11 protein-coding genes are annotated in these 12,024 nt (G+C 68.1%); 4 read left to right on the plus strand and 7 right to left on the minus strand.

The genetic code is table 11. From position 1 onward, the window contains the following. Positions 1-4: 4 nt before the first annotated feature. On the minus strand, positions 5-1,225 hold the full coding sequence (locus AC5DRG_RS49980; protein ID WP_491806999.1) for a sarcosine oxidase subunit beta family protein: 1,221 nt from the start codon (positions 1,223-1,225) through the stop codon (positions 5-7). Further along, positions 1,222-2,538, minus strand: a complete 1,317-nt coding sequence (gene glyA / locus AC5DRG_RS49985) for a serine hydroxymethyltransferase (protein WP_491807000.1) — start codon at positions 2,536-2,538, stop codon at positions 1,222-1,224. Before glyA ends, AC5DRG_RS49980 begins: the two co-directional genes overlap by 4 nt. Before the next feature lie 115 nt (positions 2,539-2,653). Here glyA and AC5DRG_RS49990 point away from each other — a divergent pair, with 115 nt between their 5' ends. Next, positions 2,654-3,319, plus strand: coding sequence for a GntR family transcriptional regulator (locus AC5DRG_RS49990; protein WP_491813383.1), 666 nt, complete (start codon positions 2,654-2,656; stop codon positions 3,317-3,319). Positions 3,320-3,362: 43 nt separating this feature from the next. Here the strand turns inward: AC5DRG_RS49990 and AC5DRG_RS49995 are convergent, their stop codons facing one another. From AC5DRG_RS49995 to AC5DRG_RS50015, 5 genes are all read right to left on the minus strand, one after another. Then, entirely contained in the window at positions 3,363-4,169 is an 807-nt protein-coding gene (locus tag AC5DRG_RS49995) for an amino acid ABC transporter ATP-binding protein (RefSeq protein ID WP_491807002.1), read from the minus strand. A 31-nt stretch (positions 4,170-4,200) separates the two neighbouring features. After that, positions 4,201-4,836 carry an amino acid ABC transporter permease gene (locus tag AC5DRG_RS50000; RefSeq protein WP_491807003.1) on the minus strand — a complete coding sequence of 212 codons (636 nt, stop codon included), beginning with the start codon at positions 4,834-4,836 and terminating at the stop codon, positions 4,201-4,203. Then, positions 4,800-5,171, minus strand: a complete 372-nt coding sequence (locus AC5DRG_RS50005; protein WP_491807004.1) for an ABC transporter permease subunit — start codon at positions 5,169-5,171, stop codon at positions 4,800-4,802. Before AC5DRG_RS50005 ends, AC5DRG_RS50000 begins: the two co-directional genes overlap by 37 nt. Further along, the gene (locus AC5DRG_RS50010; RefSeq protein ID WP_491807005.1) at positions 5,171-6,103 is read right to left on the minus strand and encodes a transporter substrate-binding domain-containing protein; all 933 of its coding nucleotides are present in this window, start codon (positions 6,101-6,103) and stop codon (positions 5,171-5,173) included. The genes AC5DRG_RS50005 and AC5DRG_RS50010 overlap by 1 nt, the downstream gene beginning before the upstream one ends. Positions 6,104-6,451: 348 nt before the next feature. Then, entirely contained in the window at positions 6,452-7,120 is a 669-nt protein-coding gene (locus AC5DRG_RS50015; RefSeq protein WP_491807006.1) for a GntR family transcriptional regulator, read from the minus strand. A gap of 297 nt (positions 7,121-7,417) precedes the next feature. On the opposite strand from AC5DRG_RS50015, the gene AC5DRG_RS50020 reads away from it, so the two are divergent. The 3 genes from AC5DRG_RS50020 (at position 7,418) to dapA (ending at position 11,962) form a co-directional block, all read left to right on the plus strand. Next, positions 7,418-7,996: an MFS transporter gene (locus AC5DRG_RS50020; RefSeq protein ID WP_491807007.1), complete on the plus strand. Its 579-nt coding sequence runs from the start codon at positions 7,418-7,420 to the stop codon at positions 7,994-7,996. Between the two features lie 104 nt (positions 7,997-8,100). After that, entirely contained in the window at positions 8,101-9,489 is a 1,389-nt protein-coding gene (locus AC5DRG_RS50025; RefSeq protein ID WP_491807009.1) for an NAD(P)/FAD-dependent oxidoreductase, read from the plus strand. A 31-nt stretch (positions 9,490-9,520) separates the two neighbouring features. Next, complete coding sequence (gene dapA, locus AC5DRG_RS50030) at positions 9,521-11,962, plus strand: 4-hydroxy-tetrahydrodipicolinate synthase (protein ID WP_491807010.1); 2,442 nt, start codon at positions 9,521-9,523, stop codon at positions 11,960-11,962. Positions 11,963-12,024: the final 62 nt, after the last annotated feature.

Below are 12,024 nucleotides of genomic sequence, written 5' to 3' on the forward strand. Positions count from 1 at the left end.
CTCCTCAGTGGGCCACGGCTGCGGCGCCGTGCTCGTCGATCAACGCGCCCGTCGTGAAGCGTTCGAGGGCGAAGGGGGCGTTCAGCGGATGCGGCTCGCCTGTGGCGATGGTGTGCGCGAAGGCCCAGCCGGCGGCCGGAGTGGCCTTGAAACCGCCGGTGCCCCAGCCGCAGTTGACGTAGAGGTTCTCCACCGGTGTGGTGCCGATGATCGGGGAGGCGTCCGGGGTGACGTCGACGATGCCGCCCCAGGTCCGCAGCACGTGCGCGCGGGCGAAGACGGGGAACAGCTCCACGGCGGCGGCCATCTGCTGCTCGATCACATGGAAGGAGCCGCGCTGACCGTAGCCGTTGTAGGAGTCGACGCCCGCGCCCATCACCAACTCGCCCTTGTGGGCCTGGGAGACGTAGACGTGCACGTGGTTCGACATGACGACCGTCGGGTGCACGGGCTCGTGCAGTTCGGACACCAGCGCCTGCAGCGGATGCGACTGGATCGGCAGCCGGAAACCGGCCCGCTCGGCCAGCACGCTGCTGTGCCCGGCGGCCGCAAGTCCGACCCGGCCGGCGTGGATACGGCCGCGGTTGGTCTCGACGCCGACGACCCGGTCGCCGTCCTTGAGGAAACCTGTGACCTCGCAGCCCTGGATGAGGTCGACACCCATCTCGTCGGCCCGGCGGGCCAGCGCCCAGGCCACGTGGTCGTGCTTGGCGATGCCGGCGCGCGGCTGGAAGGTGCCGCCGAGGACCGGGTAACGGGTGCGCGGGGAGAGGTTGACGATCGGGCAGACCTCGCCGACCTCTTCCGTGGTGAGCCACTCGGCGTCGACGCCGTTGAGGCGGTTGGCGTTGACGCGGCGCATGCCCTCGCGGACGTCCTGCAGGGTGTGCGCGAGGTTGAGGACACCGCGCTGGCTGAACAGGAAGTCGTAGCCCAGTTCTTCCGGGAGCTGCTCCCACAGCTTGAGCGCGTGCTCGTAGATCGCCGCGCTCTCGTCCCACAGGTAGTTCGAGCGGATGATCGTGGTGTTGCGGGCCATGTTGCCGCCCGCCAGCCACCCCTTCTCCAGGACGGCCACGTTGGTGATGCCGTGGTTCTTGGCCAGGTAGTAGGCGGTGGCCAGGCCGTGGCCTCCCGCGCCGATGATGACGACGTCGTACGAGGAGCGCGGCTCGGGGTTGCGCCAGAGGAAGTCCGGGTGCTCCGGCAGCGGCGTGCTGGTCATGCCGCGTCTCCGTTCAGGTGGGGGTAGAGAGGGAAGGCGGAGGCGAGCTTCTCGACCCGGTCGCGCAACAGGCCCGCGCGCTCGTCGCCGAGCTGCTCGTCCTTGAGGGCCTGGGCGATGATGTCGGCGACCTCGCGGAACTCCTCCGCGCCGAAGCCGCGGGTGGCCAGGGCGGGGGTGCCGATCCGTAGCCCGGAGGAGATCATCGGCGGACGGGGGTCGAACGGCACCGCGTTGCGGTTGACGGTGATGCCGACGCGGTGCAGCCGGTCCTCGGCCTGCTTCCCGTCGAGCGCGGAGTTCCGCAGGTCGACGAGGACCAGGTGCACTTCGGTGCCACCGGTCAGCACCGTGATCCCGGCCTCGGCCACATCGTCGGACAGCAGCCGTCCGGCGAGGATGCGGGCGCCGTCCAGGGTGCGCTGCTGGCGCTCCTTGAACTCTTCTCCCGCCGCCACCTTGAAGGCCACCGCCTTTGCCGCGATGACGTGCTCCAGCGGGCCACCCTGCTGGCCCGGGAAGACCGCGGAGTTGATCTTCTTGGCGAGGCCCGCACGGCTGAGGATCACGCCGCCGCGCGGGCCACCGAGGGTCTTGTGGGTGGTGGTCGTCACGACGTCGGCGTAGGGCACCGGGTTCGGGTGGAGGCCGGCGGCCACCAGGCCGGCGAAGTGCGCCATGTCCACCATCAGATACGCGCCCACCGAGTCGGCGATCCTCCGGAACTCGGCGAAGTCCAGCCGGCGGGGGTAGGCCGACCAGCCGGCGACGATCATCTTGGGCCGGTGCGCGAGGGCGAGTTGCTCGATCTCGTCCATGTCGATGCGCAGGTCGGACTCGCGTACGTGGTAGGGCACGACGTTGTAGAGCTTGCCGGAGTAGTTGAGGCGCATGCCGTGGGTCAGGTGCCCGCCGTGCGCCAGGTCGAGGCCGAGGATCGTGTCGCCGGGGTCGAGTAGCGCGAACATCGCGGCCGCGTTGGCCTGGGCGCCCGAGTGCGGCTGCACGTTGGCGGCCTCGGCGCCGAACAGTTCCTTCACCCGGTCGATGGCGAGCCGCTCGATGACGTCGACGTGTTCGCAGCCGCCGTAGTAGCGGCGGCCCGGGTAGCCCTCGGCGTACTTGTTGGTCAGGACCGAGCCCTGGGCCTCCATGACCGCGGCCGGGGCGAAGTTCTCCGAGGCGATCATCTCGAGGGTCGACTGCTGACGCCGCAGCTCGGCGTCCACCGCGGCGGCGACCTCCGGGTCGAGCACGCTGAGCGGGCGGGAGAGAGGGGAGGCGACCGGGGTGAGCGACGGGTTCGTTGCCATCTGTGCACCATCCTGAGAGCCAACTAAAGAGCAACTGATATATCAGCCTCTGCGGTACGGTATGGGAGTCTGCCGAACAGGTCAAGGGGGCCTCATGCAGCAGGTAGGGGGCTTCATGCAGCAGGTGGCGACCGAGCCCACGGGCGAGGAGCTCTCCCTCGCCGAGCGCGCCTACCGCGCCATCCGCGACCAGCTCGTGATGCTCGACATCCGACCGGGCGCGCCGATCAACGAGGACCAACTGGCCCAGTCCCTCGGCGTCGGACGGACCCCGGTGCGCGAGGCACTCAAGCGGCTCCAGTACGAGCGCCTGATCACGACCTATCCCCGACGCGGCACCTTCGCCACCGACGTCAACATCACCGACCTGGCCCACATCTCCGAGGTACGCCAGGAGTTGGAACCCCTGGCCGCCGCCCAGGCCGCGCGGCGCGCCACGGCCACGGATCGCGCGACCCTGACGGCCCTGCTGCGGGACCTGGAGAGCGTGGACTCCCGTCGGCACGACGCCGCCGAGCTCATGCGCCTGGACCTCCGGGTGCACCGCGCCACCTACGCCGCCACGCACAACCCGTACCTGGAGGACACCCTCGTCCGCCACGACAACCTGGCGACCCGTATCTGGTGCCTGTTCATCGACCGACTGCCCGGCATGGCCGGCCACGTCGAAGAGCACAAGCCGTTGATCGAGGCGATCGTCGCAGGTGACTCCGACACGGCGGCCCGGCTCGCCCGCAGCCATGTCGAGGGCTTCGAACAGGCCATCCGCGACGCCATCTGAATCTCCCTGCTTCAGCTCGGGGAGGGCTGAGCTGGGGGAGGGGTCAAAGGATGCTGTCGATGAAGGTGCGCGTCGACTCGTGTACGGGCGCGTCGATGACCTGGGACGGCGGCCCCTTCTCGACGAGCCGTCCCTCGGACATGAAGACCACCTCGTCGGCGACGCCGCGGGCGAAGCCGATCTCATGGGTGACCACCATCATCGTCATGCCGCTGGTCGCCAGCCGTTTCATGACCGCCAGCACCTCACCGACCAGCTCGGGGTCCAGGGCCGAGGTCGGCTCGTCGAAGAGCATGACGCTGGGCTTCATGACCAGGGCTCGCGCGATCGCCACGCGCTGCTGCTGGCCGCCGGACAGGGTGCTGGGGTAGACATCGGCCTTGTGGGCCATGCTCACTTCCTCCAGCGCCTGCCGTGCGTCCGTCACGGCCTGGGCCTTGTCCACGCCCTTGACGCGGCGAGGCGCTTCGATGAGGTTCTCCAGCACCGTCATGTGCGGAAAGAGGTTGTAGGCCTGGAAGACCATGCCGGTCTTGGTGCGCTGCTTCGCGATGGCCGAGGGCGACAGTTCGTGCAGCTTGTCGCCCTTGATGCGGTAACCGATCACCTCGCCGTCCACGACGACGGTGCCGCGGGACGGGCGCTCGAGGTGATTGACACAGCGCAGCATGGTGCTCTTGCCCGAGCCGGAGCGTCCGAGGATGACGACCACCTGGCCGCGGTGCACCTCCAGGTCTACGCCCTTGAGGACCTCGACGGGTCCGAAGCTCTTGTGGAGGTCGATGATCCGGACGATGGGATCGGCCATCGAGGTGTCAGTGCCGTCGGGTGCTGATGTCGTTGCGCTCATCGGATCTTCACCGGTCCTTTCGTTACGCCGGTTACGCCGGAGTCGGGTTGTCGTTCGACTGGGACCGCTGCGAGAGCCGGGATCCGAGCGAGCGGAGCTTGGCGAGTCCGCCGGGTCGTTGCCCGCCGACGTGGACGCCGCGCCCGTAGTGACGCTCGATGTGGCTCTGGGCGTAGGACAGGACAGTGGTACACACCAGGTACCAGAGCGAGATCACGACGAGCAGCGGGATGGTGCGGAAGTTCTGCGAGTAGATCAGTTGCGCCGAGTACAGCAGGTCGGCGAGAGCGATGATGCTCACCAGCGAGGAGTGCTTCAGCATGCCGATGACCTGGTTGCCGGTGGGCGGGACGATCACCCGCAGCGCCTGGGGGAGGACCACCCTGCGGAAGGTCAGCCACCGGTTCATCCCGAGCGCGATGGCCGCCTCGCTCTGGTGCTTGGGCACCGAGAGAAGGCCACCGCGCACGATCTCGGCCATGTAGGCCGACTCGTTCAGGGTCAGGCCGATGATGGCGACGGCCCACAGGTTCAGCACGCCGTTGGTGGCCGCGCCGACGATCTCAGGCCCGCCGAACGGCACGCTGAGCGACAACCGGGGGTAGAGGGCCGAGAGGTTGAACCAGAAGATCAGCTGGAGAGGAGCGGCGTACCTCGGAAGAACCACAGGTAGGCGCCCGACAGCGTGGAGAGCACCCGGTTCTCCGACATCCGGCAGGCGGCCAGAATGATCCCGAGGATGATGCCCAGCGTCATGGACGACGCGGTGAGGATCAGTGTGGTGCGCAGGCCCGCCATGATCTCGGGGTGGAACAGGTAGTCCCAGACGACCGGCCACTCGAAGTTGGCGTTGGTCATCATGGAGTAGCCCAGATTCGCCGCTACGAGGAGAACGAGCAGGGCGGCGAGGCGCCGGCCGGGATAGCGCATCGGAACGAGTTCCGAGGGCGGGGTGGCGGACGGGTCCACGCGTGTGGAGTCCATGACGGTGGTTGCTTTCATCAGTTGCTCCCCGTCGCGGGAAGGATCTCGGCCTTCTTGATCAGCCCCTGGCCGGCGTTGAACTTGTCGAGGATCTTCTGCAGTTCACCGTTCTCGATCAGGTGGTCGGTGGCCGCCTGAACCGCTTCGGCGAACTTCTCGGTGTCGCTGTTGCGCGCCAGCACCATGCCGGTCTTGTACTTGGGGGCCCAGTCCAACTCGACCAGGTTGAACTGGTTCTTGGCCTGGCTCATCACATAGGCCACCTGGCTCGCGCTGCTGACCGCCGCGTCGACCCGGCCGCCCTTCAGGGCGAGGTTGACGTTGGCCTGCGAGTCGAAGGTCTTGACGGTGATCGGGTCTTTGCCGGCGCTCTTGCACTTGTCGGCGAGCTTCTCGGCCAGCGCCGCCTCGGCGGAACCGAGCGATGCGGCCAGCGTGTGACCGCAGAGATCCGTTTCGCTGGCGGCGCTGGTTATCTTGCTGCCGACAGGCACCATGAGGGCGTCGCTCGACGAGTGGTTGGTCACGAATGTGACGGTCGCCGTGCGCTCGTCCGTCGCGTAGATCTCCCCGGTCGCGGCGTCGTAACGGCCTGCCTGCAGGCCGGTGATGATGCCGTTGAACGGGGCGATCTTGATCTGGACCTTCAGGCCCAGGACCGCGGCGATCTGACGCACGTTCTCGATGTCCCAGCCGGTGGGAGTCGCGCCGTTGGCCGGCTCGATCACCGCGGGCGGGTAGGTGGCGGCGGCGATCGTCAAGGTCCCCTTCGAGGCGATCGACTTGGGAACCATGGCGGCGATCGAGTCGACCTTCTTCGACACGGTGTCCGCCGCGGTGGTGGACGAATCGGTGGCGGACGACCCGCACGCCGCCGTCGACCCGATGAGGGCGACGGATCCGGCGATCGCCCCGAAGCGAACCAGACGTGAATCGCGTAGACGCTTCATGACTCTCCCTGTGGCTGAAATGCCTGAGCGGATTAATCACGACATGGGCCCTGTGTCGGAAGTCTTCAGGGCTCGGTGATGGCAGGTAACTTCGCACCTTCACCGAGGTCTGACAAGATGTGATCACAGATCAATTTTGTCTCGACGTTCGTGAAACCTGCTCTGACCTGGGGAAAGTCTCCGGTAACGAATTTGACAAGCGAGCGCGGGGGCGATCACGCCCCGCTCGCACCCCTCGTCCATCCGGCCGCGCGGGTCATCGCGACTCTTGGCAATTCGGCAACCGGTTGGAAATCAGTGGGGCTGAACATGACCAGTCGCGCGTCGCTGCTCGGTCCGCCGAGGCGTCTATCGCGAAACCAGCTGCGCCTTGATCCGGTCGGTGGCGTTGGCCAGCGACTCGTTGTTGATGGCGGCCGCCGCGTCGGCGTCGTGCGTATGGGCGGCCTTGAGTAGTTGCTCCTGGTATCGCCACAGTGCGTCGTCCTCGAGTGTGTCGAGGGACGCCCGGGCGCCGACGATCTTGTAGGCGCGGCAGTGCTGCCACAGGGTGCGGATGGTGTTCAGGAGTACGGGGTTGCCGGCGGCCTCGTACAGGATCGTGAGGAGGGCCTCGTCGTGGTCGAGGTACGGCACGACGGCACCTTCGGTGATCGCAGTCCGCATGAGCTCGAATTCCTCACGCATGCGGGCGACGTCCGCCTCGCTGATCTGCGCGGCACCGCGGCGCGCGGCCTCGACCTCCAGGATCTGGCGGGTGTCGTAGATGTGGAGCAGTTCGGCGAGGTGCTGGCCCTTCACCACCGAGCCCTTGTGCGGGACGCGCTCGGCGAAGCCGGCCTCCTCAAGGCGCCGGATCGCCTCACGGACCGGCATCACGCTGGTGCCGACTTCCGCGGCGAGGTCGCGGATGCGCAAGCGGTAGCCGGCGGGATACTCGCCGCTCGTGATCGCCGCGTGCAGCACCGCGTACACCTGATCGGCCATGGAGGGCGCGGGCTCGACACGTTTGGACATACGCACGACTGAATCATAAACAGCCTGGTCGGCGGCAGGGGTTCGACGAACGCTCACGCCCGCCGTGCCCTCGACTGCGCGGCCCGACAGGGAGCAGTGTTCGAAAACTCCACCTGAACTCCACTCAACCCATTGTGTGATCTGTGATCACATCTTATGGTGGCGGACAGCCGAGGCGAGACCGGAGCTCCCTCGGGCATCGCGTGACGACGTCCCCGCGACAACAAGACATCAACCCCCACCTGGCCCGGACCTACCTTTGAAGGGTGAGTCCGGGAACCGCTCCCGGAGGCTGTGATGACCGCAGACGCAGGACCGATCGCAGGCAACAGACTGGATGACGCGCCCCTGTCGCGCTTCCACAAGAAGCTGGCGCTGTACTCCTCCGGGGGGCCGTTCCTCGACGGCTACGTCCTGAGCGTCATCGGTGTCGCCATGGTGCAGATCACGCCGCAGCTGAACCTGTCCGACTCCGCGCAGGGCCTCATCGGCGCGTCCGCGCTCATCGGCCTCTTCCCCGACGCCCCCTCGGGCGTGGTCATGACCCTCTTCGCCCTGTACGCGATCGTCATCGGCGGCACCCAGATCCTCCAGTGGGTCTACCCGAACGAACTGTTCCCGACCGAGGTACGCGGCTCCGCCGTGGGCCTGGCCTCCTCCGCCAGCCGGATCGGCGCCGCCGTCGGCACCTACCTCGTCCCGATGGCCCTGACCGGCTGGGGCATCGGCGGCACCATGCTCGCGGCCGCCGCCATCAACGTCGTAGGCGCCGTCGTCTCGATCCTGTGGGCACCCGAGACACGCGGCATGGCCCTGCACGAATCCGCCGCGCTGACACCCCGACCCGAACCAGCCGTCCGCCCCGTGGGCGTCTGATCGGCCGGGCGGGCCCCACCTGTTGGGGCCTGCCCGGCCCTGGCAGCACGGCCAGGTTCCTCGTGCACGAATTTTTTGACCCGAAAACCTGCAGGAGGGTACCGATGAAGGATGTAGTGATCGTGGGAGGCGGCATCGCGGGACTGGCCGCGGGCTGGCGACTGCGGCACTGGGACACGCTCCTGCTCGAGTCCGAGGGACGGATCGGCGGACGCATCCGGTCGGAACGCCGGGGACCGTACTGGCTCAACTGGGGCGGGCACGTTTACGCCGGCGGGAACTCGGCGACGTCGTGGCTGCTGAACAGTACCGGGGTCGACTCCATACCGGTGCCCGGCTCACTGGCCGGACTGTCGATGAACGGCAAACTGCTGCTCAAGGGCCGGGTGGAGACCTACCCGTTCCGCATCCCGATGCCGATGTCGGCGCGGGTCGGCATGGTCAAGGCGGGTGCCAAGGTCGCCCTGTCGGTGGCCCGCTACGCCCGTATCGTGCAGCGGCGGCGGGGCGAGACCGAGGCCCAACGCCAGCAGCGGGTCTACGACTTCATGAACGACCGTTCCTTCAAGGACTTCATCGGCGACCTGCCCGAGGACGCCGAAGCCCTGTTCAAGCCCACCGTGACCCGCTCCGCCGCCGACATCGACCAGCTCTCGGCCGGCGCGGGCGTGGGCTACTTCAGCCTGGTGTGGAACATCGGCGCCGGCCTCTCGGAGAGCATCCTCGGCGGCCCGTCCACCCTCACCGAGAGCATCGCCGCGGCCCTGTCGGACCGGGTGCGGTTGAACGCGACCGTCGACGAGATCGTGCAGAAGAACGGCTCCGTCGTGGTCCGTTACCGGCAGGACGGCGTCGAGAAGGAGGTCGAGGCCCGCTGCGTGGTCCTGGCCACTCCCGCGACCGTCAGCCACCGGGTCGCCGTCGACCTCGACCGCGATGTCCGCGAGGCCCTGTCGAAGATCGTCTACGGCCCTTACGTGAGCGCGGCGTTCCTCACCAACGAGACCGAGCGCCAGGTCTGGGACGACGCCTATGGCATCGCGACGCCGAAGCGGTCCTTCAACGTCGCGCTGAACATGTCCAACGTCGTGCACGGTTACGAGCAGGAGCGCCGGCCGGGCAGCAGCATCATGACCTTCTCGCCGGGCAGCCTGGCACGCGAACTGCTGGAGCACGACGACGACAAGATCCGTCGGATCTACCTCGACGACCTGGACCAGGTTCTGCCCGGCTTCGCCGAAAACGTCGTCGAAGCCGAGATCCAGCGCTGGCCCACCGGCGCCCCCTACTGCTTCCCCGGCCGCGGCAAGCTCCAACAGACGCTGACCCGCCGCACCGGACGGGTCCTCCTGGCCGGCGACTACCTCGGCACCCTCTACACCGAGACCGCGATCCAGACCGGCCTGTCGGCGGCGCAGGAGGCCCAGAGCCTGCTGGCCACCGACCGGCAGACCACACCGCACGGCCTGGCGCCGGTGCATGTCGCGTCGTAAGAACACTGCTTCCCCCTAAGGAGACCCAAGAATGTCGTCACAGCTGAGCGGTGTGCTGACCGCCCTCGCCTCACCGTTCGCGCCGGACGGGAAGCTCGACGAGAAGACACTGCGCCGTCTGGTCGACCGCAGCATCGACGGTGGGGTCGACGGCGTCGTCGCCTGTGGATCCACGGGCGAGTTCGCGGCCATGAGCGGAGCGGAACGGCGCCAGGTGGTCGAGACCGTCGTAGAGCAGGCCGCCGGACGTGTTCCGGTCATCGCCCAGACCGGTGCGGTGAGCACCCGGGAAGCGATCGAGCTGTCCCGCCACGCACAGGCCGCCGGAGCGTCGATCCTTATGGTGGTCACCCCGTACTACGAGCCGCTCACGCTCGACGAGACGCTGCGTTACCTGCGCACTGTCGCGGACGCCGTGGACATTCCGATCATGCTCTACAACCTGCCCGGAGCCACCGGCGTCAATCTCTCCCCGGAGACCGTCGGACAGCTCGCCCGCGAGGTCGAGAACATCCAGTACATCAAGGACACCAGCGCCGACATGGCTCAGGCCGGGCAGCTGATCCACCGCTACGGCGACGTCATCTCCACCTTCATCGGCTGGGACAGCCTCCTTCTGCAGGCCCTCTCCGAGGGCGCTGCCGGTGTCATGGCCGGCACCGCGAACGTGATGCCGGCCGAACTCGTCTCGGTCCACCGCGCGTTGCGCGAGGGCGACCTCGACCGCGCGCGAGCCGAATGGGCCCGGATCTACCCGCTGATGGACGCGATCATGTCCGCCCCGTTCATTCCGGCGGTCAAGGCCGCCCTGAACGCGGTCGGAATCCCCGTCGGACCGCCCCGCGAGCCGCTGCGCGGCCTCGACGCCGCCACGACCGCCACGATCACCTCCCTGATCGAGGCGCTTCCGCAGCTGTCGGCGCCGCTGTACCCCCCGGGCACACTCAAGGAGTCACCGTTCATGACCACCACCGCCGGTCCGACGACGCCCACGGTGCGACGCGTAGCGGACGCACCGCCCCTGATCTCCGAGGCCGACCTTCCCCCTGCCCGCCACTTCGTCGACGGGAAATTCCTCGACGGCTCGACCGACCGCCTCATCGACGTGGTCGACCCGAGCACGGAGAGCGTCATCGCCCGGATTCCCGAAGGAACCCCCGAGGACATCGACCGGGCGGTCGCCGCCGCGGTCGCGGCCAAGAACCAGTGGGCACGGCTGGTCCCCAAGGACCGCTCGGAGGTGCTGCACGCCATCGCCGACCGAGTGGCCGAGCACACCGAGCTCCTGGCCAAACTGGAGTCGGCCAACACCGGCAAGCCCCTCTCCGTGTCACGGGACGACGTCGCCATGACCATCGACACCTTCCGCTTCATGGCCGGTGCGATGCGCGCGACCACCTCCATGGCCGCCGGCGACTACGCCGAGAACCACCTCTCGGTCATCCTGCGCGAACCCCTCGGCGTGATCGGCGTGATCACCCCGTGGAACTACCCCCTGCTCATGGCGGCCTGGAAGATCGCGCCCATTCTCGCCGCCGGCAACACCCTGGTCATCAAGCCGTCCGAGCAGACTCCGCTGACCACCCTGAAGTTCGCCGAACTCGTCGCCGACCTCCTGCCGCCCGGTGTGCTGAACGTGGTGAACGGCTACGGCGCGGTCGCCGGCGCACGGCTCGCCGAGCACCCGGACGTGAACATGATCGCCCTGACCGGTTCGGTCAACAGCGGTCGTGCCGTCGCCCGGGCCGCCGCAGACACCCTCAAGCGCGTGCACCTCGAACTCGGCGGCAAGGCCCCGGTCGTGATCTTCCCGGATGCCGATCTCGCGGCCGCCGCATCCTCCCTGCGCACCGCCAGTTTCTGGAACTCGGGCCAGGAATGCGGGGCCGCCTGCCGCGTACTCGTCCACGAATCGGTCGCCGAGCAGTTCGTCGAGCAACTCGTCGACGAGGTCCGGTCTCTGGTCGTCGGTGAGCCGACCTCCGGCGACGACGTCGAGGTCGGCCCCATGGTCTCGAAGGCACACTTCGACCGTGTCACGGGATACTTGGAGCGGGCGAAGCACGACGGCGTCCGAGTGGCGACGGGAGGCGGGGCTCTCGACGGGCCCGGTTACTTCGTGGCCCCGACCGTGCTGGTCGACGTCCCCGAAGGGGCCGAAGTCGCCCGCGAGGAGATCTTCGGCCCCGTGATCACGGTCGAGACCTTCGCCGACGAGGAGGAAGCGGTGCGGCGCGCCAACGACGTCCCGCTCGGCCTGTCGGCGTCGGTGTGGACCGAGAACGCCCGCCGCACCCACGACATCGCCGCACGCCTCGACTTCGGAACCGTCTGGGTCAACTCCCATCTGGTACTGGCCGGCGAGGTCCCCTGGGGCGGTTTCAACGGATCCGGCTACGGACGGGACCTGTCGATCTACGCACTGGACGACTTCTCGCGCACCAAGCACGTGATGCACAACCACGGGCGCTGAATTCGACCTTGCCGCCGGGCGCCGGTGTCGGCCGGGGGAGCGGGTAGCAGAAACCCGTCCCC

It is taken from the genome of Streptomyces sp. JLBG701, from assembly GCF_058544905.1.